Origin of the sequence: Qipengyuania sp. NPDC077410 (assembly GCF_044543405.1) — a bacterium.
Classification (GTDB): Bacteria; Pseudomonadota; Alphaproteobacteria; order Sphingomonadales; family Sphingomonadaceae; genus Qipengyuania; species Qipengyuania pacifica.
Map to the genome: position 1 here is coordinate 1 of NZ_JBITWB010000003.1, position 21,912 is coordinate 21,912.

At 56.2% G+C, this 21,912-nt stretch carries 21 protein-coding genes; 10 read left to right on the plus strand and 11 right to left on the minus strand.

The features are described from left to right. Positions 1-413 precede the first annotated feature (413 nt). Both ACIGGE_RS13600 and ACIGGE_RS13605 read right to left on the minus strand, forming a co-directional pair. Complete coding sequence (locus ACIGGE_RS13600) at positions 414-2,090, minus strand: hypothetical protein (protein ID WP_397490775.1); 1,677 nt, start codon at positions 2,088-2,090, stop codon at positions 414-416. Then, complete coding sequence (locus ACIGGE_RS13605; RefSeq protein WP_397490776.1) at positions 2,087-2,314, minus strand: helix-turn-helix domain-containing protein; 228 nt, start codon at positions 2,312-2,314, stop codon at positions 2,087-2,089. Before ACIGGE_RS13605 ends, ACIGGE_RS13600 begins: the two co-directional genes overlap by 4 nt. Positions 2,315-2,437: 123 nt before the next feature. Between ACIGGE_RS13605 and ACIGGE_RS13610 the strand changes: the two genes are divergently transcribed. Beyond that, positions 2,438-3,529, plus strand: coding sequence for a DNA cytosine methyltransferase (locus ACIGGE_RS13610; RefSeq protein ID WP_397490777.1), 1,092 nt, complete (start codon positions 2,438-2,440; stop codon positions 3,527-3,529). A gap of 21 nt (positions 3,530-3,550) precedes the next feature. Here the strand turns inward: ACIGGE_RS13610 and ACIGGE_RS13615 are convergent, their stop codons facing one another. The 5 genes from ACIGGE_RS13615 to ACIGGE_RS13635 all read right to left on the minus strand — a co-directional run bounded on the left by ACIGGE_RS13615 (position 3,551) and on the right by ACIGGE_RS13635 (position 8,027). Continuing rightward, positions 3,551-4,732 (minus strand): hypothetical protein, encoded by a 1,182-nt coding sequence (locus tag ACIGGE_RS13615; protein ID WP_397490778.1) that lies wholly within the window; start codon positions 4,730-4,732, stop codon positions 3,551-3,553. Continuing rightward, positions 4,733-6,709 carry an ATP-binding protein gene (locus ACIGGE_RS13620; RefSeq protein WP_397490779.1) on the minus strand — a complete coding sequence of 659 codons (1,977 nt, stop codon included), beginning with the start codon at positions 6,707-6,709 and terminating at the stop codon, positions 4,733-4,735. Positions 6,710-7,047: 338 nt separating this feature from the next. Then, positions 7,048-7,338 carry a hypothetical protein gene (locus ACIGGE_RS13625; protein ID WP_397490780.1) on the minus strand — a complete coding sequence of 97 codons (291 nt, stop codon included), beginning with the start codon at positions 7,336-7,338 and terminating at the stop codon, positions 7,048-7,050. A 270-nt stretch (positions 7,339-7,608) separates the two neighbouring features. Beyond that, positions 7,609-7,776: a hypothetical protein gene (locus ACIGGE_RS13630; RefSeq protein WP_397490781.1), complete on the minus strand. Its 168-nt coding sequence runs from the start codon at positions 7,774-7,776 to the stop codon at positions 7,609-7,611. Then, positions 7,773-8,027 carry a helix-turn-helix domain-containing protein gene (locus ACIGGE_RS13635; protein WP_397490782.1) on the minus strand — a complete coding sequence of 85 codons (255 nt, stop codon included), beginning with the start codon at positions 8,025-8,027 and terminating at the stop codon, positions 7,773-7,775. Before ACIGGE_RS13635 ends, ACIGGE_RS13630 begins: the two co-directional genes overlap by 4 nt. A gap of 534 nt (positions 8,028-8,561) precedes the next feature. Between ACIGGE_RS13635 and ACIGGE_RS13640 the strand changes: the two genes are divergently transcribed. The 3 genes from ACIGGE_RS13640 (at position 8,562) to ACIGGE_RS13650 (ending at position 11,614) form a co-directional block, all read left to right on the plus strand. Continuing rightward, a complete protein-coding gene (locus ACIGGE_RS13640; protein ID WP_397490783.1) occupies positions 8,562-8,780 on the plus strand; it encodes a hypothetical protein in 219 nt (72 codons plus the stop codon). Between the two features lie 636 nt (positions 8,781-9,416). Further along, the gene (locus ACIGGE_RS13645; RefSeq protein WP_397490784.1) at positions 9,417-11,177 is read left to right on the plus strand and encodes a retron Ec67 family RNA-directed DNA polymerase/endonuclease; all 1,761 of its coding nucleotides are present in this window, start codon (positions 9,417-9,419) and stop codon (positions 11,175-11,177) included. Between the two features lie 167 nt (positions 11,178-11,344). Then, positions 11,345-11,614 (plus strand): hypothetical protein, encoded by a 270-nt coding sequence (locus ACIGGE_RS13650; protein WP_397490785.1) that lies wholly within the window; start codon positions 11,345-11,347, stop codon positions 11,612-11,614. A gap of 210 nt (positions 11,615-11,824) precedes the next feature. Here ACIGGE_RS13650 and ACIGGE_RS13655 read toward each other — a convergent pair whose 3' ends face one another. Both ACIGGE_RS13655 and ACIGGE_RS13660 read right to left on the minus strand, forming a co-directional pair. Further along, a complete protein-coding gene (locus tag ACIGGE_RS13655) occupies positions 11,825-12,763 on the minus strand; it encodes a HEPN domain-containing protein (RefSeq protein WP_397490786.1) in 939 nt (312 codons plus the stop codon). 466 nt (positions 12,764-13,229) lie between these two features. Then, complete coding sequence (locus tag ACIGGE_RS13660) at positions 13,230-13,940, minus strand: Crp/Fnr family transcriptional regulator (RefSeq protein ID WP_397490787.1); 711 nt, start codon at positions 13,938-13,940, stop codon at positions 13,230-13,232. 101 nt (positions 13,941-14,041) lie between these two features. Between ACIGGE_RS13660 and ACIGGE_RS13665 the strand changes: the two genes are divergently transcribed. The 3 genes from ACIGGE_RS13665 (at position 14,042) to ACIGGE_RS13675 (ending at position 16,797) form a co-directional block, all read left to right on the plus strand. Continuing rightward, positions 14,042-15,184 carry a beta-ketoacyl-ACP synthase III gene (locus tag ACIGGE_RS13665; protein ID WP_397490788.1) on the plus strand — a complete coding sequence of 381 codons (1,143 nt, stop codon included), beginning with the start codon at positions 14,042-14,044 and terminating at the stop codon, positions 15,182-15,184. Positions 15,185-15,223: 39 nt separating this feature from the next. Beyond that, positions 15,224-15,976, plus strand: coding sequence for a phosphatidylserine decarboxylase (locus ACIGGE_RS13670; RefSeq protein WP_103023493.1), 753 nt, complete (start codon positions 15,224-15,226; stop codon positions 15,974-15,976). Positions 15,977-16,059: 83 nt separating this feature from the next. After that, the gene (locus tag ACIGGE_RS13675; protein WP_397491002.1) at positions 16,060-16,797 is read left to right on the plus strand and encodes a CDP-alcohol phosphatidyltransferase family protein; all 738 of its coding nucleotides are present in this window, start codon (positions 16,060-16,062) and stop codon (positions 16,795-16,797) included. Here the strand turns inward: ACIGGE_RS13675 and ACIGGE_RS13680 are convergent. Further along, positions 16,781-17,020: a hypothetical protein gene (locus tag ACIGGE_RS13680; protein ID WP_397490789.1), complete on the minus strand. Its 240-nt coding sequence runs from the start codon at positions 17,018-17,020 to the stop codon at positions 16,781-16,783. The genes ACIGGE_RS13675 and ACIGGE_RS13680 overlap by 17 nt on opposite strands. A 352-nt stretch (positions 17,021-17,372) precedes the next feature. On the opposite strand from ACIGGE_RS13680, the gene rpsB reads away from it, so the two are divergent. Together rpsB and tsf are read left to right on the plus strand one after the other, a co-directional pair. Continuing rightward, entirely contained in the window at positions 17,373-18,125 is a 753-nt protein-coding gene (rpsB, locus tag ACIGGE_RS13685; protein WP_103023794.1) for a 30S ribosomal protein S2, read from the plus strand. 110 nt (positions 18,126-18,235) lie between these two features. Continuing rightward, entirely contained in the window at positions 18,236-19,162 is a 927-nt protein-coding gene (tsf, locus tag ACIGGE_RS13690; RefSeq protein WP_397490790.1) for a translation elongation factor Ts, read from the plus strand. A gap of 202 nt (positions 19,163-19,364) precedes the next feature. Here the strand turns inward: tsf and ACIGGE_RS13695 are convergent, their stop codons facing one another. Then, on the minus strand, positions 19,365-21,047 hold the full coding sequence (locus ACIGGE_RS13695; protein ID WP_345725385.1) for an SLC13 family permease: 1,683 nt from the start codon (positions 21,045-21,047) through the stop codon (positions 19,365-19,367). A 139-nt stretch (positions 21,048-21,186) separates the two neighbouring features. Between ACIGGE_RS13695 and pyrH the strand changes: the two genes are divergently transcribed. After that, positions 21,187-21,912, plus strand: a complete 726-nt coding sequence (gene pyrH, locus ACIGGE_RS13700; protein WP_103023496.1) for a UMP kinase — start codon at positions 21,187-21,189, stop codon at positions 21,910-21,912.

Here is a 21,912-nt window from a genome sequence, read left to right on the forward strand (position 1 = left end):
GCTCCGCTACGCAGCCCATTGCTTCAACCGCGCTCATGCGCAACAAAACGGCTCGGCTCTAATCCCAGCTGGAGGAAAGCTGGGGGTCACGTCAGTTCCAAACCAACGTCTCTGCCAAATCAAATCCTAAATCCCGGCGCGCATGGTTTCAGCCATGCCGCATGTCTTCCGGCGAGGATGGGTTCTGTCGCAGAGTCAGGGAAGAGGCAGGACTACCCGGGGGCCGCGTTCACGATCTACACGATACGTGTGCCAGCCACGCGGCTATGAAAAAGAAACCTTGCCAATGATCGGGCGTTTGCTTTGGCCATGCCAACGTGCAGACAACGGCCCGCTGTCCTTAATGAGATGCTGGGCACTTGCTCGAAGTTATCCAACAAGTAGGCGACGCGATCGAAGATAGCCTCGGTCATTCATGCGCCGCTTAAAGCGAGCGCGATCTGACGAACGTTTGGATGGACGAAACCCTCGTTCAATTTTTCGATTAGCAACTCTCGGAGTTGGTCTTCGCAACCGTCTGCAACGAGTTTAGCTGCGCATTCGCCAAACGTTCGATAACGAAGTTCCAGCTCAACACCATCGGCTTGGAGGGCGTTTGGCAATCCTTCGTCAAATGCGTGGGCCACGAAGGTCACGACAAACGACCACCCCGGTAACGGGGCGATTGAATTAAGGTCTTGAATTCTTGCGGCAAGCACTGATCGAAAGCTGTCGATGTGATCTAGGACATATGGTTCTGTCAGACGGCCACCGTGAGACTCAAACGCCGCAATATTCGGATTATCTCGGTCAGCCTTTTCGAACTCGATGTCACCAAATTTCTTTCGAAATGTATTCGCTGCAAACACTGAGTCTCCCAACCCTCTTTGGCTCCATCCGTTTGCTGCCGGATGCAACGCAATGCCCAAGCAGTCGACCAACCTTTGCTCAAGTATGCCCGTTGTACCGGTATTTCCAACACCAATCGCGGTGACGAGGTCTCGCACCTGTGCGTCAGTGAGCACAGGAATAAGGTGCGGTATTGCGCCTTGGTTTCTCTCGTGCTCGACCCGCATGTACCTGTGCAGTAGGCCTCTGATTTGACTCGCTAGCTCGTCCTTGGCCAGGGCCCCAAGGTTCTCCAACGCACCAAGTATGTTCGCCAGAGCAGTGGCGGATCGAAGGTGGTCGGCCCGTCCCGACACCCAAACTTGGTCAAACCGCAACGTCGCCTTTGCGTTATTCAGGAAGGCGCTTTTCGCTACAGGGATGCCGTGGTCGATATAACACTGCGTCAGCCAATCGCCAAGTTGACCGCGTGGAGCGAACTCATAGGCGTATGTGACCGCGTGATCGTATTCAGCTTGGACCAGCAGTTGGTAGTGTAGCAGAAGCAAATAAGGCGGATGGAGGTCATTGATAAAAACATCTTCGAGCCAAGCGCTGAAATCTCCGATACAACCCAGTTCTTTAGCGATTTGCCCAATTCGTTGAATTGAATCGAGCAAGTCTAGATCGCCCAAAAGAAAAGGTTCTGCTTCGGTGTCAGAAGCAAATATCAACTGCGCTCTTTCGCGAGCTAGAGTCGGTGCGCAGCGGGCCACTTGCAGGATCGCGCGTACAACTCGCCAGTTCAGCGCGAAACGATTGTCGCGGGCTGCCGCAAGCCTACTGATCTCGGATGCAGTCATTCTCTCTTCGATGGCCAACCGAATAATCATCCCCGCGTGCGAGATAATCTGCCGTGCTTCGTCGTGCGTTAGCAGATGCTGATCGACCAGGTTGGCATGAAGATTGAAAAAGCGGCTAGCCAACCCATTGGCAGCATTCCGATAGGTATCCCCGTTTGGTCCCGCTAAATTCTCAAATACGAATGTCGGAGGTTGACGATTGTTATTGAAAAGAAGATCGCGAACGACACTCTTTAGCGCATTTGATGGTCTTCCATCTGCTTCCCATCGACGAAGCTGGACCGACAGCCATGAGGGTTTGTCATCCACAATTCCAATCTGATCGAGCGTAGCTTCAACTGCTGCGAAGTATTCCTCTTCCCGTGCAGGAACGACGGGAAGCAAGAGTGCACGAACTGCCGCGCGAAATTCGAAACTCATTCGGACCTCCGCAGGAGAAGGTCAGCCTCGATCTCCAAAGCATTTGAGAGCTTCTCTACAGACACGAGAGAAGGGTTCCGGGTTCCACGTTCACATCCGCTTACGTAAGTACGGTCCAAGCCTGCTTTTAACGCAAGGTCCTCTTGAGATAAACGAGCTCTATGCCTCGCTTCGCGGAGATTCCGCGCGAAGATTCCCACTAGTTCCGATGGCAGTCGCCCCATTTCAGCCGTCTAAGCCTGTGGATGATTATAAGTCTACGGACTATAAGTCACAGTTTGCTCTAGCTTTGTTCTTGTTGTTCAGCTACCGACTCAAGTTGAGCTGAAGGTAGCGTAGGTGCCAACGTGCAGGGAAACACACTCAAAGCGGTATCGCTTTTCTCGGGCGCAGGCGGGATGGATGTTGGGTTTCATCGCGCTGGATTCCGAACCGTTTATGCCAACGATATCGACCCGGATGCCTGCGCAACGTTTCTGAAAAACGATCTTGGCGACATCGCATGTGGCGGACTCGATCCTTCGAAGGCCATCGCGAGCGGCAAAGGGGTGGACCTAGTTTTCGGTGGACCGCCGTGTCAGGGGTTTTCCATTGCCGGAAAAATGGACCCAGACGACGAAAGAAGCGAACTCATCAACACATTCTTTGATGTCGTTGATGGCCTCGAACCGTCTGCGTTTGTCTGCGAGAACGTAAAGGCACTCGCCGTGCTTTCGCGTTGGTCGAAGGTTCGGGATTCTCTCTTCGAACGCGCCCGAAAAAAGTATCGTGTTGCAATGCTCGTATTGAAGGCTTCGGATTTTGGAATACCTCAAATTCGTGAGCGTATGTTTTTGATAGGAATCCGACGGGACGAATACTGGGGCGACGACGATGATTTGAGGTGCGACCTCGAAGCCCATATTGCATCACGCGAAGCGGAACCAAAAACTGTAGGCCAAGTTGTTCGTGAGCTTGGTCGCGCAGGCACGAATGGGAACCCGCGCATCTGCAAAGCGAAAATAACCTTTGCCCGCTCACCTATATTGCGGAGATCACCTTACGCGGGGATGCTCTTCAATGGCGCAGGGAGACCACTACCAGCCGATGGTTGTGCGACAACTTTGCCTGCGTCAATGGGAGGCAACAAGACCCCGATCGTAGACGAGAGCGTGATTTTTGAGAATGCTCCAAGCTTCGTCGAAGAGTACCACGGCCATCTTTGGAATGGTGGGAAGCCGCGTAGCGGGCTTGCTCCTGCCCAACTCCGGAGGCTTACAATCGATGAATGTTTGGCGATCCAGACCTTCCCGAAAGGGTATAGACTTGCTGGTTCGCAAAGCGCGCAATACCGCCAGATTGGGAATGCGGTCCCTTGCGATCTAGCCGAAGTTGTCGGCGCCTCTGTCCGAGGAATCCTAGCGGACGAAATTCCGAACGCACTGATCGCGGCAGAGTAGCGCCTCGCAACTGGTTCTCGGTTACTGGGGGAGCTTCGCTCTTTCTTCTGCGACGATTTGATCAACGCGCGACCGATTTTCAGTGTTTTGTTGACCCTCTAACTCACGAAGCATGAGCAGCCGCAAATTATCGAAGATGGAAGGTGCGGGATCGACGTCCACGGCGAATTCCTCAGACTGGATTAGTTGTTCGATTTCTGTCTGACGCGTCTGAGTGAGGCTCGCCCATAACGAGGGCGGCAGATACCAATGATCGGTGCCGTGTACCATCCACTGCTCGATCAAGTTCAACCCACTTAGACCAAACTTGAATTTGTTGTACCACCCGATCAGGAACTGTCGATGATTGCTCAGACTTGAAAGATAGACGACCGTCCTCCCGTTTTGTGGGATCACGCCAACGGCGATGGGCGCCGTGCGAATTTTCTCACTCCGCTTACGATACATTGGCAGCAAGGCTCCCGACAATGCTACCGGGATTTCGAGCGGCAAGTTCCAAGCGAGAATGTCGGCTTGCGCTTTTCGTCCTTCGATGATGTCAGCCAACCGCGCCTTCAAACTGCTCAGCTCGATTATCATCTCCCGAGCCTGTTTTAGAATTCGGAGAGGCTCTTCTTCTCTCGTGTCTCCTTCAATCGAAACCGATTTTAGTTCTGCACCAGGTATCGCTGCTTGAAGTCGATCTCTAAAAAACCGTGCGCGCGTCTCGTGATAAGCTGCTAAATCCTTTTCACCCTCTTCCATCGAAAATTTTCGGATAGCGATCTCACGACAGACGGTACGAAAGGCCTGTTTGGCAACGTGCTGTTCCTGAGAAATCTCGCCGACTTCCTCAAAATCGGTGAAGATTTGTTCGTGCTCTTCGCAGAACCCTGCGAAAGTCGAAGCCAAATTTATTCCCACCTTACCGACTCTAATGGTGCCATCTGGGCCGATCGCTGGAGCCACCACATGACCATTCTCTGCGATTAGTGCTAATGGCCCGTTGCGTTGTAACGTATGCGACTTAGGAATGCTCGCTTGAGTGCAACCAGGGTAGACACAGGTACCACTACGTTTCCACCCTTTGAAGCGACGATTGCGGGACGCATGGAGCAATTTTTTGCGCTGTTGCTCGGTTCCGAAAATGATCGAACTATCCGCTTCCCAATCGCCTGATATTTCATCGACGACCTGACGAATATGCTCCTCTTTTGAAGTCATCTATTCGCCGAACAGGACACTGAAGAAGGCTTGGTTGCGCTTCTTCGCATTTGCAATAAGCGTGTCATATCCCATTGCTTGAATAAAAATTTCTTCATTGTCGCGGTAGCGAACATAGATGCTCGGATTCCAGTCGTTCTTGAAGTCGTGCAGTGACAGCACCTTGGCAAGCGAAGGCTTTATGTCTGCAATGATATAGCCAAACCGGCGCACCACGCCGGAGAAGGCGAAGTGTGTTCCATCAGTTCGTGCTATCCCGCCCGCTGCAGTAGCGTCGTCCAAAGTTTTGAGCACCTGCATCACCGGGTCATGCTTGATGTCGCCAAATCGGTAGTCGTCGCGACTTGGCCTCTTGAACTCGACAATCGTAATTGTCGTGCCGTCATTGTCGCCGAGCACCAGGCTTTCGTCGAAGAAGGCCAGATCAGGGATCTTGTCTCCTTTCTTCCTGCCTTTGCCATGCATCGCGCGATCGCTCGAGATATACGGTAGAAAGGCGAGCGCATCGTCGATCAGCCAGAGGTTGTGTTCGAAATAGTCGCTCTCGACATTGTCGGAGAACCGCTTGAAGACGAGATCGTGGATGGTGTCTTCGGGGGCGTGTGTGCCCGAAACACCGTATTTTCGGGCCGCCTCGATGAGTTCGATCACCTTCTTTCGATGGACAACATATTCGGCCAAGGCCTCCTTATTATTCTCATCAATTTTATCGACGATCTCTTTAATCCTCGACATATAATCCTCGGGATTGTTCGCCGCGATCGTGATCGCTTTGGTGAGATCGCGCGATGCCCGATACCGCTCGATGGCCAAGTTAGAAACGAAGTCCTGGGCCTTCCAATTGTTTGGTTTCCCGGCAACGTATTCCGAGATTGAGCGTCCCTTTAGCCCGATCCTCAGGATCGGGTTTTCTTGAAGCGCGGCCTGCAATTCCTTTGACTGGGCCCTTTTGATCTTATTTATTTGTTCGTTCTCGGCCGACTGAATGACCGATCCGACCTTCCCAACGATCTCTTCAATTGTCGCCGGCGAGATATTTATTCCAGTCCGCGCATCGTTGAGGCGGGTTTCGAAGGCTGCCGAACGAACCACGGCGATCACAATATAGGCTTGGTTATTCTCATCGGGAAAAGCCGACTGGCCAAGCAAGTTGGTCAAGTCTCTCGGGTGACCAACGATGCGGTCGCCGGCAGCGAAAAGAAGGCAGTGATTTTTGAACGAGCGCGTGCGAGGAACCTTTGTCAGCGAATACTCTATCGCCTCACTCTTCCCGTCGATGACACAGTCGAAAGTTCCAGATTCCGACTGGACGAAAACGTCTTTGAAGTGGCTGGTGATGCTCTCCGGCTCACCGCCGTCGAAGCGCAGCGTGATCTCGGGAAGCCACTTGTACAAGAAATGTGGGAGGAAATGGCTCCCGATGTGATCGGCAATGTCGTTGCGATCGAGTCCGGCTACGAGTTCCGACCATTCCGGTAGCGGCTCGTCATAATCGACTCGCAAACCCAAGTGCTCAAAATCGGGTTCTCCATCATGGAAGATGAGTTCGTTTTCCCGCTTGATATCGAAACGGAACGTGCGTTTCGCTGCCTTTGGGAAAGAGTCATATCGGCTCGAATAGAGGACTCTGTTGAAAACCTTGAATGCGATAAAACGACCAAAGCCACGGCCATTCTGTTTAAGCTTATGACCGGAAAACGGCGTCTTGAACCATGTGTAATTTTCGTCATCGAGTCCGACGCCATTGTCCGTGACTGAGATCATGATCCGCGTCGGGTCGTTGATATTTTCGATGGAAATCTCAACTTTCCCATCATCCCTAGCGGTATCTGGGAAGCGGGCTTCGATCCCATGCATGGCGTTAGACACTGCTTCCAAGGTCGGAAGCAAAAAGCCATGTAGGTCCTTGCTCACATGTGTGCGTTCGAGAACCGCCACCATGTCAGGTTTGACCAGTGTATCCGTCTCGTTCGCCATTATCTCTTGATGCTCTTTTCGGGTATGTTGCCGTTTTTGTGGCTAACGGAGTTGGGACATACAAGCGTCCACCATTGATGGCTATGTGGTCCTCATTTTAGAACAAATCGAAAAATCGTACCCTCTAAACAAGCCTGAACTTGCACTAAACTTGTTACTCAATTGCCGTTTAGCGCTGCCATTCCTCCATGAAAAGAAAGCAGTTGTGCGGAAGAACGATTGTGTCAAAACGCTGATGCGCGACACGCATGTGAGAATGGGCTTGACCCCAGCACACCGTACGCCATGGTTGCCACCGACAACCACAACACCGCGATCCTGCTCAAGCTGGCCCTAGCCTAGCGCCCCTCGATCTGGTCGATGCGATCGTCCAGGTCGTCCCAGCCTGCTTTTCCAATTTGGCCTCCTGTTCGAACTGTCTTCATGGCTGCGCTACTCGCTCCGAAATACGCCTTGCTGACAATATGGCCAGCCGCGCTGGTGACGAGGAACATGACCACTCCGAAGAATATCTGAGTGCGCCGGCTCCAATTAGCGGAGGCTTCGACGCGCGGCAAAGCCTGAGTGTATGCGAAGCTCGCTAGGGAGCCAATCACGAATGAGGCGATCCAGATTTCCGTGTCAGTCATAGCAATGGCCCTAAGCCGCTCCTCCCTAACGTCCTGTAAATAGAGATATGAAGCCAAGACTCGGTCTTTCGCCTTTGCCCCCGCCCGAACGCACAGTGCACGAGCTGCGAGAAGGCGCGCACGCCGAGTTAGCACAGCACGTCTATTCCTCGCTCTTCCAGCCGATCAGGCTGTCCCTTCAACTTTAAAGTATCGGCCCGATTAAGAGCCTGCGCGAGCTAACGCGCCACGGACGCTATGAGGGCGCAAAGCTGCCGTCGCGCAAAGAGACTAAGAGCGCTGCGAAAGAGCGATCACAAGTCTGGCGGTTAGAGCCTCTTCCGCCTTCTCACGCCTCTCCTGCACTTTCGAGACGAGGTGGCGTTTGGAATGATCTGGCATGCTGACGATGGCAGCAAGTACGACAGCTTGCAGGAGGTCAGGGTGCGCGGTCATCATACTGTGCTACTTGCCTGCTTGGCGTCGGGACTTCGCAGCCGTTCCACCAGCGAACGCAGGCTGGCTGTGAGGACGAGAGTGGCGGCTCCCATTTTGATGACCTCGATCTCGCCTTTGCCGATAAGCACATAGAGTGTGCTGCGCCCAATACCGAGATAGCGACAGGCGTCTGGTACACGCATGACGATCGGTTCGATAGCCGGGCTCCCACGCTGCTCGCGAAGATGCTCTGTCGTGCCTGCAGTTGGCATACCGGTCGATCCTTTCATCTGTCGGGTGATGACGGACCGACCTAGGGAGCAGGGGAGGGGACAGACCGGCCCGCCATCGACACCGAGTATCGAACGAACAGGCCATTCAACGCCACATGACGTTCTTACGCTTTCGTTGCCGTTCTTACGCTGCAGCGCCGATCCTTAAGAGCGAGCTCACCATTCGCATGCGCCGAAGTTCAAGCGAACGGTGAGGGACGCGCACTTCAAGGCGGATTGTTTAGAAAAGTTGATATCCGAGGGTAAGTGCCGTCGCTAAGACAGTTGAGAACAAACGGAATTTCAACGAAAGCGCCGCGGGGTCAGTTCGAGTGCCGTCGCTTATTGCTCAACGAAACCAACCACCTGCAGCATGGCCGACGGCGCTGCTTTTATCTCGCCATCCTAAATTGCTAAATAGGTCAGACACCTACGGACAACTCTTGCTACGGCATAATGATAACTTACCAGATGCACTGCCCCTGCAATTCGATTGCAATAGCTCTGCAAACTAAATGTTATAAGGCTGCCTACGTGAGCGTTAAAACCTGCGCCAATCTCGTACTGATTTTGTCGCTGGGCAACATTGATGGCACGGTCAAACCGTCGACGGTGATCTTTCGCAACATCAACAACTGCGCTTGCGCGTGTGCCGAAAAGGTTGAGTCCGGTCTTCATAAACAGCAGCGGAGTAGTGCGCGAGCAGCGCACGAGGCGGTGCCCATCCTGATGCATCCTGGGCGGCAAAATTAGAGCAAAAGCAAACGAATTGTTATCGCGGTTGATTTCGCAACTGCTCCAAGGCTGCTCGAATGTCACAAATGCAAGATTTGCTTTCGTTTAGAACCGCGCCATGACGCAGCAGCTTTGCGCCCCAAACTCGACGATTCAGGTTATCCGCGGGCTTCCTGAAAGCGGACATCGTTCCACTTTAGGAGGGACGTTGTGGTGTGGTAGTTTGCGCTCGGTCGGCGTTGGAACGTTTGCGATTGGATGGCGGACCTACCTTACTAAGGGTATTGATCTCAGATCCCACCCTGATCACCATTTGATACTCGGGCGATAATGCCTGAAGGCAGTCGTCAAACTATACCGGTCTCGTCGGCCGAGGTTGGGACGTGGCTGCCCTACTCCAAGCATGCACTGTACGGTGTGTTCGGACCTGCGTCTCAACCAGTTTCATCGTCCTAATTTCTTGACCGTTTGTTAGCTTGTGCATACTTGGCTCAAGGCTTGCAGGCAGAATTGTTGCCCGGTTTCGAGGCATGTGATTCAACGTGGTGAGGCGCTTGTGCTCCTCAACATGCTTAATGCGATCGGATGTTACATGATGATCGACTGTTATACGCGTAGGAGTGCCTGCAAGCCGCTTACCAAGGCGGGGGCCATGTGTCGGTATTACAAAAGCTAAAAGAAGCCACGGCACTACATCAGATTGCAGATCTACTAGGCTACTCCGCTAAAGGGCTGAGCTATGTCCTGTATCAGCTCCCGATGTCAGAGAAGTATAAGGCCTTCCCGATCAAGAAGAAGGATGGCACCGACCGGATAATCAAAGCTCCAACGCTTCAGTTGAAGAAGCTTCAAAAACACCTTGCGAACCTCCTCTATGCCTGTCGTTCCGAGATGGAGAAAGAGGGTTTTAAGAACACCGTGTCACACGGATTCCGGCGCGGGCATTCTATCGTAACAAATGCGGAACAGCATCGGCAAAGCCGTTTCGTATTCAACCTCGATCTTCAGGATTACTTCCCTACATTCACCTTCTGGCGCGTTCGTGGTTTCTTCATGAAGGACAAGCAATTTGCTCTCCATGAGAAAGTTGCAACTATAATCGCGCAGATCGCATGTGATGGCACGGCTCTACCGCAGGGGAGTCCCTGTTCGCCAGTGATCTCGGACTTAGTCGGCCAGATCCTCGACCAGCGTTTGGTTCGCTTGGCAAAAAAATATCAGGTCACGTACTCAAGGTACGCGGACGACATAACCTTCTCCACGAGGCAGAAGGAGTTCCCTTCTGCGATAGCCTGCGAGGAGCCAGCGGGGAGTGGGGAGTGGCAAATCGGACTCGAACTGCTTGATCGCATCGAGAACGCTGACTTTGAAGTGAATCCCGAAAAAACGCGAATGAGCGTTAAAACATCCCGGCAGTCGGTCACCGGACTGGTCGTGAATTCCAAAGTAAATGTGCCCTCAGAATATTTTCGGAATGCGAAAGCGATGTGTCGAAACTTATTTAACGAGGGTAGGTATTACCGCTCACATCTGCCTCCCGAGGTCGAAGGAGGGGAGCCACAGCCGGAATGGACAACCAATACGAAGCCGCTACATGGGATCATTGGCCATGTTCACTATGTCAAATCCAAGGCGGTACGTCGCGACCTCGGCAACATTAAAGACTTGGGACCAGCGGACAAAAAGATAAAGCCGCCCGCCGCCCGAACCTTATTTCGAAAGTTTCTGTTTTATACGACGTTCGTCGCTCTCGACCGCCCTCTGATTGTAGCAGAAGGAAAGACAGACATCGTCTATCTACGGGAAGCGATAAAACGCTTGCCGCAATACCATCCAGTTCTAGGCCAATTTGTCGACGGAAAATTTGAGTCAGCAGTCAGGCTGTTTCGCTATCCGAAAGATAAGCCGAAACATGAACCAATAAACCGCATGAACGAGATACTGGAAATAACCGGAGGAGCGGCAGGTTTGCGTTCTATCGTGCTCGACTACGACCGCATTCTCCCAAAGATCATACATCGCCCTATGGCACATCCGGTCATTTTGCTTCTCGATAACGACGATGGTCTTAGTCATATAGACAAGGCGATTAAAAAGCATTTTGACGTGCAAATCTCTAAGAAGACGACGCTCCCATCATACCATCTCGCCCACAATCTCTATGTCGTGAAAACCCCAGAATCAGGCGAAGATGACACTTTCATCGAGCAACTCTTCCCGCAAGAATGGCTCGAAAAGCCGCTAGGCGACAAGAAGTTCAACCCCAATAAAAAACACGGCGCAGGGGGCGAGTATGGGAAGGCAGAATTTGCGGAGAAAATTGTCAGGCCGAACGCGAGCGATATTGAGTTCGGCGGCTTCTCCCCCCTTCTTGATCGCATTGTGGATGCCATCACGCATCATTACAACAAGTAAGTGTCAGTAGCGTCGACTCGCGGCATGCGCCCAGAAGGTGGTGGGTGCATTACCTTCGACGGGTTCGACGATCACGGTGTAGAGCATAGCACGTTCTCCGTTTTCAATAACGTGAGGAAAGATGTCGAAGTCCGGGATCGTTCCGCACCGATTGGGCGGGTAGATCGATGGTCCGCGCCGACCGCGCGATCGCCGATTACGACGCTCTGTTCGATCCGATCCGCGAAGCGCGTAAGGAAAAGGACGGCAACCAACTCGGCGATCCCAACAAGCTGGGGCAAGCGGTCTTGACCCTGGTGGCGTCGGATGACCCCCCGCCGCAATTGCTGCTCGGCAGTGATGCACTGACTTTGGTTCGCCAGCGCTTGTCGGCGATTGAGGCCGAGATTTCCAAGTGGGAACCGCTTACTCGTTCAACGGATGGCTGCTCCTCCTGACGGGACTGGGGGTGCCCTTTGGATGTGCGACATTGGGTCGTCTGCCGAATATCCGTTTTTTGTGACCGGTCCCCCAAGAAGAGACAGTCCGCAAATGCCCCCGGAGCTGTCGGTAGATTAGGATTGCATCGAACGGCTGAAATGGTGTTAACTTGCCGGACCGCTTTCAGCATGTTCGAAGCGCAAGCTGCTAAGCTTCTGCAGCAGAGATTATTGCTTGTCTGGTCTCGCGCGCGCTTCGGCCCGAAGCTTCTCTAGCCGTTCCGAACAAAGTTCGTGTACGACGCGACCAAGCTCTTCGACCTGCTCGCCAAGCCATTCAAGCTCTTCCTTCGTAATCCGGTAGTGCTTCGAGTAACGCGCTTTGACGTAGGCTTCCCTAAGCTTTTCGAACCTTGCGCGATCCTTGCGATTGTCGCGCGGCCAGACGAACGTCAGGCGATAATCGATCCGCTCAGCCTGCGTGCGTAGGAAACCCAGATTGTGCACGTGAGGCGTGTAAAAGGTGCAGACGAGAAGGACTGTATGATAGAGACGCTCGCACGCTTGATGCAGGTCGAACGCGGCCTTTTTTAGGTCGCCATCATTAACCGCATGGCTGTAGCCGCGCATGAAACTCTGAGCGCTCGGCAACCAGTCGTCAAAATACTCCTGCGCCATGGCGAGCGCCTGCGTCGGTGTCTTGGGCTTGGGCGTGTGTAGTTCGGTGTCGTCGAACTGGTAGAGCGCGACCCCGTCCTGTTTAACGTCCATGAAGAAGTAGCGGCCATGGGCAAGGCCGTCGTTCACTTCCTGCAATGTATGGACGATGAAGTTGACCGGCGTCTTCAGCGTTCCGGTCACACCGTATTCGCGCATCAGCCGGTCATCGAGCCTGGACCAGTATTTGACCCGGTCCGCCAGCCGCTTGTCATTGACGATGATCAGCAGATCGTAGTCCGACTGATAGCCCTTGGCGGTATGCGGCTCGTCGACCCAGGTGCCGCGGGCATAGCTGCCGTAGAGGATGACCTTGAGTATCCGTCCGGCCTTCTTCCACTCGTGCTTTGCAAGCGCGAAGGCATCGTCGAACTCTTCGAAGATGAGCTGCACGACGCGTTCGATCTCGCGCTGCTTTTGCGGGGGAAGATGATCGAGGTCGGTCTTCATCACTTAAGTTCTAGCAAGTTGCTGGGATGGTTGCACGCCCACATCCTCAATCGTTTGGATTCCGTATTCAGGTGCATCATCGATTCAGCACTGGTGGGCCGCGTCAATACCAAGAACTGGTGAGGAAGCAGCATCGCCTTTGCTCGGTCCGAGAATTTAGGTTCTAAACCATATCAGGCAGTGCCAGCACATGACCGATGCTGGCCTCCATCGCCCTCCAGAATCGCACACATCGCACCTTGAAAAATGCAACTATATTCATCTTTTTTGACGAAAAGATTAATCGAACTAGGCTTATATGAACAAAAATGTGGGGAGGGGTGTGGGGAAGATAGTTGGGCGACAAAGAGTACATCATTGAATTCAAAATGTTATTTCTTAGGTTCGAATCAAGCCCTGCCACCACCGCCATTTTCATTCTCGTGTAGAAGTCCAGGGGGCGTTGGGCCCTTTTCTTCGGGCCGGCCTATCCGGCGATATCTTGCAGTTCTTCGATCATATCGATCCTGATCTCGCGCCGAGATGAAAGCGTAATGATGCCTTTCGCCCGCAACTGGGTCAGCTGCCGGCTGACGGTTTCCACTGTCAAACCGAGAATATCTGCAATCTGCTGCCGCGAAAGTGGCAGGAGGACGGTCGTCGATCCATCTGCTTCACTCGTTCCAAGGCGATCTGCCATCTCGAGCAGAAAGCTGGCGAGTTTCTGTTCTGCGGTCATGCGGCCGAGTAACAGCATCCACCGGCGAGTCCGGTCCAGTTCGCCCAACGTGCGTTCCAGAAGCTTGTGTTCCAGCCGCGGATGTTCGCGGGCGAAGCGTTCGAAATCCCTTCGTTCGAACACGCAGATGTGGGAATCGGTCAGCGCCTCCACGCCATAGGGGGATGTTTCGCCGAATGGCCTGCCCAGGAAATCGGATGGATAGACGAGGCCGAGTATCTGTTCCTTCCCGTCTGCCGAATGGGAAGAAAGCTTCAAAATTCCCTCGATCACATTTGCGACGAGGACCGCTTCATGGCCCTCCCACATCAATTGCTCGCCCGCGGCAAGCCTGCGCCGACGGCCAATGCCGTTGAGAATGGCGATTTCCCGTGTATCGAGATCGGAGCAGATCGCCTTGTTGCGAATGGCGCAGGCCTGGCAAAGGTCATGTCGCGACGATGCGGGCGCTTCCTCCATAAATGCGGGGACTATCCGTTGTCGCATGAGATGCCAAGACATGGTGCAAGGCATCGGCGGGAGAGCTTGTCGGGATTGGCCAGTCGGCCTAGTCAGCTGCAATGACTCAGAGCGAAAAGCTGACCGGGCGTCCTGTCATCTCTGCCACAGGGCTGTTTACGCCATCCGACACCATCACGAACGAGGAGCTGGTTGAAAGCTTCAACCGCTATGTCGAGCGTCACAATGCCGACAACGCTGCTGCGATCGAGGCAGGGGATGTGGAAGCGCTGCAAACCAGTTCGGTGGAATTCATCGAAAAGGCGAGCGGGATAAAGGCGCGACATGTCATGGCGAAAGGTCCGATACTGAATCCGGAGATAATGGCGCCCCGCTGGCCGGAACGGTCCAATGAAGAGCTCTCGATGCTGGCAGAGATCGGGGTAAAGGCTGCCCGGCAAGCGCTAGAGCGAGCAGGGCGCGATGCTGCGGACGTCAATGCCGTCCTTTGCGCTGCCTCCAATATGGAGCGGCCCTACCCGGCAATGGCGATCGAAATCCAGCAGGAGCTGGGCATCGATGGTTTCGGTTTCGACATGAATGTCGCTTGCTCATCGGCGACGTTCGGCATCCAGACGGCTGCGGACTACATCCGCTCGGGCAACGCACGAAGCGTGCTGGTGATCAGCCCCGAAATAACCAGCGGCCACCTCAACTGGCGCGATCGGGACAGTCATTTCATTTTTGGCGATGTGGCAACGGCGGTGCTTGTCGAAGATGCTGGGATAGCACCGGCCACGCATTGGGACATTCTCGGTACGAAGCTGAAGACCGTCTTTTCGAACAACATCCGCAACAATTTCGGCTTTCTCAATCGTGCCTCTCCCGACGGCGAGGGAAAGGCGGACAAGCTCTTCGTTCAGGAAGGGCGCAAGGTGTTCAAGGAAGTCGTTCCAATGGTTGCCGAGATGATCGTGACCGAGGCGGAGAATTTCGGACTCGATCCACAAGGACTGCGGCGCCTTTGGCTTCACCAGGCCAATGCCGGGATGAACCGTCTTATCGCCCAGCGCGTGCTGGGACACGAGGCGACCGCCGATGAAAGCCCAACGGTACTCGATACCTACGCCAATACGTCCAGTGCCGGTTCGATCATAGCTTTCCATAAGCATAGCGACGATCTGGAGGCAGGCGATACGGGACTGATCTGCAGCTTTGGTGCCGGATATTCGGCAGGCGCGGTCTTCGTGCGCAAGGTGGCATAACACCTTGTGACTATTGGCCGTAGTCCCTAGGTGTTGAACATGCCTGGTGATCTTCTTGACAATCGTGGCCGCGGCGATGCTCGCTGGTCATGGCCCCCCATCCATCCCGAAGGACGCAAGTTCGGGATTATCGCAGTAATCGTTAGCCTCGTTTTCCTGCTCGGCCTCGACTGGGAAATCATTGGCTGGCCTCTGTTGCTGCTTTCTCTGGGCGTGTTCGCGTTTTTTCGCGACCCACAGCGCGTGGTGCCGCAGGACGACAGGTTCATCGTCGCGCCGGCCGATGGACTTGTCTCGCTGATTGCCGAAGTCGAACCCCCGGCAGAATTGATTGTCGATGATGGTAGCGAACATGCCGGGCTGGAAGCGGCCAAGGTCACGCGGATCTCGATCTTCATGTCGGTCTTCGACGTCCATATCAATCGCACGCCGATCGCGGGGACCATCCGCCGAGTCGTCTACATTCCCGGAAGCTTCGTGGACGCCGGCCTTGATAAGGCGAGCGAGGAAAACGAGCGTCAGCATATTCTGGTCGAGCGGACGGATGGGTTGAAGCTGGGTTTCACTCAGATAGCTGGCCTGGTTGCGCGGCGGATCGTTCCCTTCGTCAAACCGGGCGATACCGTGGGCGTAGGGCAGCGGATTGGCTTGATCCGGTTCGGTAGTCGGGTCGATGTCTACTTGCCGGCAGGTACCGATTCGAAGGTTCTGCTGGGTCAGAAGGTGATCGCAGGCGAGACCGTTTTGGCAGAAATTGGAACGCAGACGCTGATCGAGGGCGTTTCCCAGTGAGCATACTCCCGCCGCAGGCCCCCGCAGAGCCGGAAGAGCGCGCACGTTTGGGCCCGAAGGCGGCGGAAGATGAACGTCCGGTAATGGGCCGCTCGCGTGCATTGACGCTCAAGGCGATGGTACCCAATGCGATCACGGCTGCTGCTCTGTGTTCCGGCCTTACCGGCATCCGCTTCGCCATCGGCGGAAATTGGGGTGCGGCGGTTGTTGCGATCATTCTGGCGGGCCTGCTTGACGGGATCGATGGACGAATAGCGCGTGCCCTCAAGGCGCAATCGCGGTTCGGAGCAGAACTGGACAGCTTGGCAGATTCGCTGAGCTTCGGCACTGCGCCCGCGATCATCATTTACCTGTGGTCGCTGTCAGCCGAACCGAGGCTCGGCTGGTTCGCAGCGCTGGCTTTTGCGATATGTTGCGCTCTCAGGCTCGCACGGTTCAATGCTCAGATCGACGTGAAGGAGCAACCGCATAAATCTCTCGGTTTCCTGACCGGCGTTCCTGCGCCTTTGGGCGCGGGGCTGGCCTTTGCGCCATTCTATCTTTGGATGGCTACGGGGCTTGAAGAGCTTCGTCATCCGCTTCTGGTCGGCGTCTGGCTGGTCGCAGTGGCATTGCTCATGATCTCGAGCATGGCCACACCCGGTTGGACGTCACTGCGGCCACGGCGCGGAATCAGGCTCGAGATAATCGCCTTAGCCGGACTTCTGTTTGCCGCTCTGCTGGTCGAACCATGGTGGACCTTGAGTGCGATTTGCGTCGGCTATCTCTTGCTGCTGCCTTATACTCTGCTCCGCTATTCCCGGATCAAGCGGCGCAGTTAATTGTGCCCTTCGCGGCGCGGCCCGCGGCCGATCTATCGAACGCGGTATGACCTCCCAGCGAGATTCCCGGACGAAGTGACGGCAGAGTGGGGACGTTTCCGTTCTTCAAATCGCGGTGCAGTCTGCCGAAAGCGGACCACCACCGTAGACCGCTATCGGCGAGAACGCCCACTGCCGCCAGAGCGGTAGCGGCGAGAAGGATGACAAGAAACAGTGCGAACATTGCGATATCTCCAACCCCGGCTGCTGCCAGCTATGTTGACAGACTGGGGAAATCAGGTGGAAAACCCGTACTGACCACCGTCGGTTCCGGTGATTTGGGCAATGTTCTCTTTTTGTTCTTGCGAGTCAACTGCTTTTCGCGTCCGGATTCCCTTTTTTAGCGGTGAATCGAGGCTGGATTTCCTGCCCGAACAGCGCTAAGGGCGCCCGGTTCGCATCGGAATCGGTCGTTTCAATGACTGTTCTGGTCGGGCAAATCCACATGGAAGGCACACCATACCGGTGCCCTGCGCGGGACATGACCGCATTCGGGTTCCAGCTTTCCAGAGGCATAACCGGAAAGGAATATGATTATGGCGGCTCCTACCGTCACGATGCAGCAATTGATCGAAGCCGGATCGCACTTCGGCCACCAGACCCACCGTTGGAACCCGCGCATGAAGCCGTATATCTTCGGCGCGCGCAACGGCATCCATATCATCGATCTGTCGCAGACCGTACCGCTGTTTGCGCGCGCGCTTGACTTCATCCAACAGACCGCGCGTTCGGGCGGCAAGGTACTGTTCGTCGGTACCAAGCGCCAGGCGCAGGACGCGATCCGCGACGCCGCGCTCGCTTCGGGTCAGCACTTCGTCAACCACCGCTGGCTCGGCGGCATGCTGACCAACTGGAAGACCATCAGCGAACGCATCAAGTACCTCAAGACGCTCGACGAGCGCCTGTCGGGTGACACGGCTGGCCTGACCAAGAAGGAAGTGCTCGACCTTACCCGCAAGCGGGACAAGCTCGAAATGTCGCTTGGCGGCATTCGCAACATGGGCGGCATTCCGGACGTTATGTTCGTGATCGATGCGAACATGGAAGATCTGGCGATCAAGGAAGCCAATGTTCTCGGCATCCCCGTCGTCGCCGTGCTCGACACCAATGTCGATCCTGAAGGCATCGCTTTCCCGATCCCGGGCAACGACGATGCTGCACGCGCCATCCGTCTGTACTGCGATGCAGTCGCCAATGCAGCCAAGAGCGGCAAGGGCGAAGGCATCCAGGATTCGGGTGCCGACGTTGGCGCGATGGAAAATCCGCCGGAAGAAACTGCGGCGGCCTAAGCTCTTTAACGACCGGGCGCCATCACGCGCTCGTCACAAAGCGGAGTTACGCGCCGGGCCGCTATCCAGCTGGCCCGGTGCCCGCACATCATCTCTAGAAGGAAAATACCATGGCTGCATTCACTGCCGCTGACGTAAAAGCCCTCCGTGAAAAGACCGGCGCGGGCATGATGGACGCCAAGAAGGCACTCGAAGCCGCAAACGGCGATATCGAAGCTGCGGTCGACGCACTGCGCGCCAAGGGCCTCGCCACTGCTCAGAAGAAGTCGAGCCGTACCGCCGCCGAAGGTCTTGTCGGCATTGCCGTCGAAGGCACCAAGGGTGTTGCCGTCGAAGTGAACTCGGAAACGGACTTCGTTGCCAAGAACGACCAGTTCCAGGATTTCGTCCGCAAGACCACTCAGGTCGCGCTCGGCACGGCTGGTGACGACGTCGAAGCGCTGAAGGCTGCCGACTATCCGACCGGTGGCACCGTCGGCGACAAGCTGACCGACAATGTTGCGACCATCGGCGAGAACCAGCAGGTCCGCCGCATGAAGACCGTTTCGGTCGCCGACGGCGTCGTCGTGCCCTATATGCACAATGCAGTCGCTCCGGACCTCGGCAAGATCGGCGTGCTCGTCGCGCTTGAGAGTGAAGGCGACAAGGACAAGCTGGCCGAACTCGGCAAGAAGCTCGGCATGCACATCGCCGCCGCTTTCCCGCAGGCTCTGACCGCTGACGGTCTCGACGCCGAAGTGATCGAGCGCGAGCGCGCGATCGCCAAGGAAAAGGCTGCCGAAAGCGGCAAGCCCGAGAACGTCCAGGACAAGATGGTCGAAGGCGCTGTGTCCAAGTACGCCAAGGAGAACGCTCTGCTGAGCCAGGTCTTCGTCATGGATAACAAGACCCCCATCGCGCAGGTCGTCGAGCAGGCTGCCAAGGATGTCGGCGCCAAGGTCGAGCTGGTGGACTATGTCCGCTTCCAGCTGGGCGAAGGCATCGAGAAGGAAGAGAGCGACTTCGCCGCCGAGGTCGCCGCTGCCGTAGCCGGCTAAGCGTAACCGCTTCCTACAGGATTGGGCCGCCGGACCGTGCGTTCGGCGGCCTTTTTCGTGGGCGGGGTGCCGGGGTGGGCGGCATCTTGGCCAAGTTCATGCATGGGCATGCGGGTGTGGCCGAATCGGGGTTGGAGTGGCCCGCCGCGAAGTTAGCGGGACGGCGACGTGTAGGAAATCGGTTCGATCGAGTGGGCCGGCGCTAGAATTGCAGGCCCATTGTCGCGCCGCCCAGAAAGTAGCAGAACAGCGTTATCAGCACGACCCCGACGAGGTTGAGCACCAGGCCGCCGCGCGCCATTTCGGCGATGGTAACGGCGCCGGTACTGAACACGATCGCATTGGGCGGCGTCCCCACCGGCAGCATGAACGCACAGGTGGCGGCGAAGGCGGCAGGGACCAGAAGGCCCATCGGATCGACCCCGATACCCAATGCGACCCCGCCGAGGATCGGAATGAAGGTGGCTGCAGTCGCCGTGTTGCTGGTGACTTCGGTGAGGAAGAGCACGATCGCGACCACTGCCGCGATCAGTAGGATGAGCGGCAGTGCGCCGAGGCCACTGGCCTGCACGCCGAACCACGCGTCGAGACCGGTGGCGGCGACGGCGCTGGCGAGACTGAGGCCACCACCAAACAGCAGCAGCACGCCCCAGGGCAGACCGTCTTCCGCGTCTTTCCAGGTCAGCACCATTTCGCGCCGGCCCCGTCCGGGCAGGATGAACATGGCGATGCCGGCGGCAATGGCGACGGCGGTATCGTTCATCTGTCCGAACCAGCCGAGATTATCGCCAAGACCCGGAACGCTGGAAAGGAGGCCCGGTACGACCCACAGAAACGCGGCGCCGACGAAGACGGCCGCAACCATCTTTTCGCCCTGCGAGACAGGTCCGAGCTTGTGGATTTCCTTTTCGATCATGTCGCGGCCGCCCGGAATGTCGCTGAGATCGAAGCGATAGAGCAGCCGGGTCATCAACAGCCAGCCGACCAGGATGAAGGCGAGTGCAGTCGGCACGCCGAGCATCATCCAGTCGAGAAAGCCGATTTCGATACCCAGTTCCGTGCTGGCATAGCCGGCGATGATCGCATTGGGCGGGCTGCCGAGCAGCGTGCCCAGGCCGCCCATGCTGGCTGACCATGCGATGGCCAGCATCAGACAGATCGCGAAACGACGAATGTCGGAATCTTCCCCCAGATCCACGTGCCCGGGCCGGGGCAGGGCGGCGGTATTGTCCGCCGCGTCCGACGCCGTATTCGCGCGGTCGCCCATGAGCGCGATGACCGACAGGCCGATCGGCAGCATCATGAGCGTGGTGGCGGTGTTGGAAACCCACATGGAAAGAAAGCCAGTGGCGAGCATGAGGCCAAGCACGATCTGCTTGGGCGACGTGCCGACCCGGCGCAGTGTCCACAGCGCAATCCGCCGATGCAAGTTCCATTTTTCCATCGCGATGGCGATGAGGAAGCCACCCAGAAACAGAAAGACGATCGGGCTGGCATAGGGGGCAGTGCTGCCTGCCACATCCAGATCGGTAACCATCGGCATCAGCACGATCGGAAGAAGCGAGGTGGCGGCGAGCGGGATCGCCTCGGTAGTCCACCATACAGCCATCAATGTCCCAATTGCGGCAACGGCACGGGCATCCTGGCTCAAGTTCTCAGCGCCGCCGAGCGCCAGCCAGACCGCCAGCGCGGCAATCGGCCCCAAGGCGCGAAGCATCCAGGTCAGCCGTGCGGGGCGCAAGCCCGGCGTGGCCGGTGCGTCATAATCTTCGTACCGGCCCTGGTGGCGAATTTCATCCGACATGCATTCTCCCAATCCCATGCCCGCCATATCGACCCGATCCCCCAAGATCGACGTTGCCGGGCTGTCGGCCTTATCCGACACATTGCACGGCGTCACTAGGGTGGGTGGCTTTCTTGCCTGAGATTGCCGGGTCGGCAGGCGCACGGCTTTCCCTTTGCGCCTGTGCCCCTTCGCGGCTAAGGAGCCGCAACCTCTTGCGCAACACGGATTCTCCGCCTCCATGCCTCTTAAGACGATGAAGCGTGTCCTCCTGAAACTATCGGGCGAAGTCCTGATGGGCGATCAACAGTTCGGGATCGATCCTGCTTTCGTCCTTGAACTGGCCAAGGAAGTGAAGACTGCGCGGGAGACGGGCTTGGAGATCTGCCTGGTCATCGGCGGCGGCAATATTTTCCGCGGTATGGCCGGGGCGGCACAGGGGATGGACCGGGCGCAGGCCGATTACATGGGCATGCTGGCAACGGTGATGAACGCGCTGGCGATGCAGAGCGCGCTGGAGCAGCTTGGCGTGCAGACCCGTGTGCAGAGTGCGGTGCAGATGGATCAGGTGTGCGAGCCGGTGATCCGCCGCCGTGCGGAACGACACCTCGAAAAAGGGCGCATCGTGATTTTCGCCGCGGGCGTGGGCGCACCCTATTTCACCACCGACAGCGGCGCCGCCCTGCGCGCAGCCGAAATGAACTGTGACGCGCTGCTGAAGGGCACGAGCGTCGACGGGGTATACGACAGCGATCCCAAGAAGAACGCCGAAGCGAAGCGGTTCGACACCGTTACCTACGGCAAGGTTCTGGCCGACGACCTGAAGGTCATGGATGCCAGCGCGGTCGCGCTGTGCCGCGACAACAATATTCCGATCGTCGTTTTCTCGATCCGCGAGAAAGGCAATCTGGCCCGCGTGCTGAGCGGGCAGGGTGTGCAGACGATCGTCACGAACGAAAAGAAGTAA

What these genes read in the sequence shown, in the direction of transcription:
- ACIGGE_RS13615 (WP_397490778.1), bottom strand. Translation starts at nt 4,732, where the DNA reads ATGACTTCAAAAGAGGAGCATATTCGTCAGGTCGTCGATGAAATATCA.
- pyrH (WP_103023496.1), top strand. Translation starts at nt 21,187, where the DNA reads ATGCCTCTTAAGACGATGAAGCGTGTCCTCCTGAAACTATCGGGCGAA.
- ACIGGE_RS13600 (WP_397490775.1), bottom strand. Translation starts at nt 2,090, where the DNA reads ATGAGTTTCGAATTTCGCGCGGCAGTTCGTGCACTCTTGCTTCCCGTC.
- ACIGGE_RS13655 (WP_397490786.1), bottom strand. Translation starts at nt 12,763, where the DNA reads ATGAAGACCGACCTCGATCATCTTCCCCCGCAAAAGCAGCGCGAGATC.
- ACIGGE_RS13665 (WP_397490788.1), top strand. Translation starts at nt 14,042, where the DNA reads ATGACTCAGAGCGAAAAGCTGACCGGGCGTCCTGTCATCTCTGCCACA.
- rpsB (WP_103023794.1), top strand. Translation starts at nt 17,373, where the DNA reads ATGGCGGCTCCTACCGTCACGATGCAGCAATTGATCGAAGCCGGATCG.
- ACIGGE_RS13635 (WP_397490782.1), bottom strand. Translation starts at nt 8,027, where the DNA reads ATGCCAACTGCAGGCACGACAGAGCATCTTCGCGAGCAGCGTGGGAGC.
- ACIGGE_RS13630 (WP_397490781.1), bottom strand. Translation starts at nt 7,776, where the DNA reads ATGATGACCGCGCACCCTGACCTCCTGCAAGCTGTCGTACTTGCTGCC.
- ACIGGE_RS13625 (WP_397490780.1), bottom strand. Translation starts at nt 7,338, where the DNA reads ATGACTGACACGGAAATCTGGATCGCCTCATTCGTGATTGGCTCCCTA.
- ACIGGE_RS13620 (WP_397490779.1), bottom strand. Translation starts at nt 6,709, where the DNA reads ATGGCGAACGAGACGGATACACTGGTCAAACCTGACATGGTGGCGGTT.
- ACIGGE_RS13650 (WP_397490785.1), top strand. Translation starts at nt 11,345, where the DNA reads ATGGTCCGCGCCGACCGCGCGATCGCCGATTACGACGCTCTGTTCGAT.
- ACIGGE_RS13605 (WP_397490776.1), bottom strand. Translation starts at nt 2,314, where the DNA reads ATGGGGCGACTGCCATCGGAACTAGTGGGAATCTTCGCGCGGAATCTC.
- ACIGGE_RS13675 (WP_397491002.1), top strand. Translation starts at nt 16,060, where the DNA reads ATGGGCCGCTCGCGTGCATTGACGCTCAAGGCGATGGTACCCAATGCG.
- ACIGGE_RS13680 (WP_397490789.1), bottom strand. Translation starts at nt 17,020, where the DNA reads ATGTTCGCACTGTTTCTTGTCATCCTTCTCGCCGCTACCGCTCTGGCG.
- ACIGGE_RS13660 (WP_397490787.1), bottom strand. Translation starts at nt 13,940, where the DNA reads ATGGAGGAAGCGCCCGCATCGTCGCGACATGACCTTTGCCAGGCCTGC.
- tsf (WP_397490790.1), top strand. Translation starts at nt 18,236, where the DNA reads ATGGCTGCATTCACTGCCGCTGACGTAAAAGCCCTCCGTGAAAAGACC.
- ACIGGE_RS13670 (WP_103023493.1), top strand. Translation starts at nt 15,224, where the DNA reads ATGCCTGGTGATCTTCTTGACAATCGTGGCCGCGGCGATGCTCGCTGG.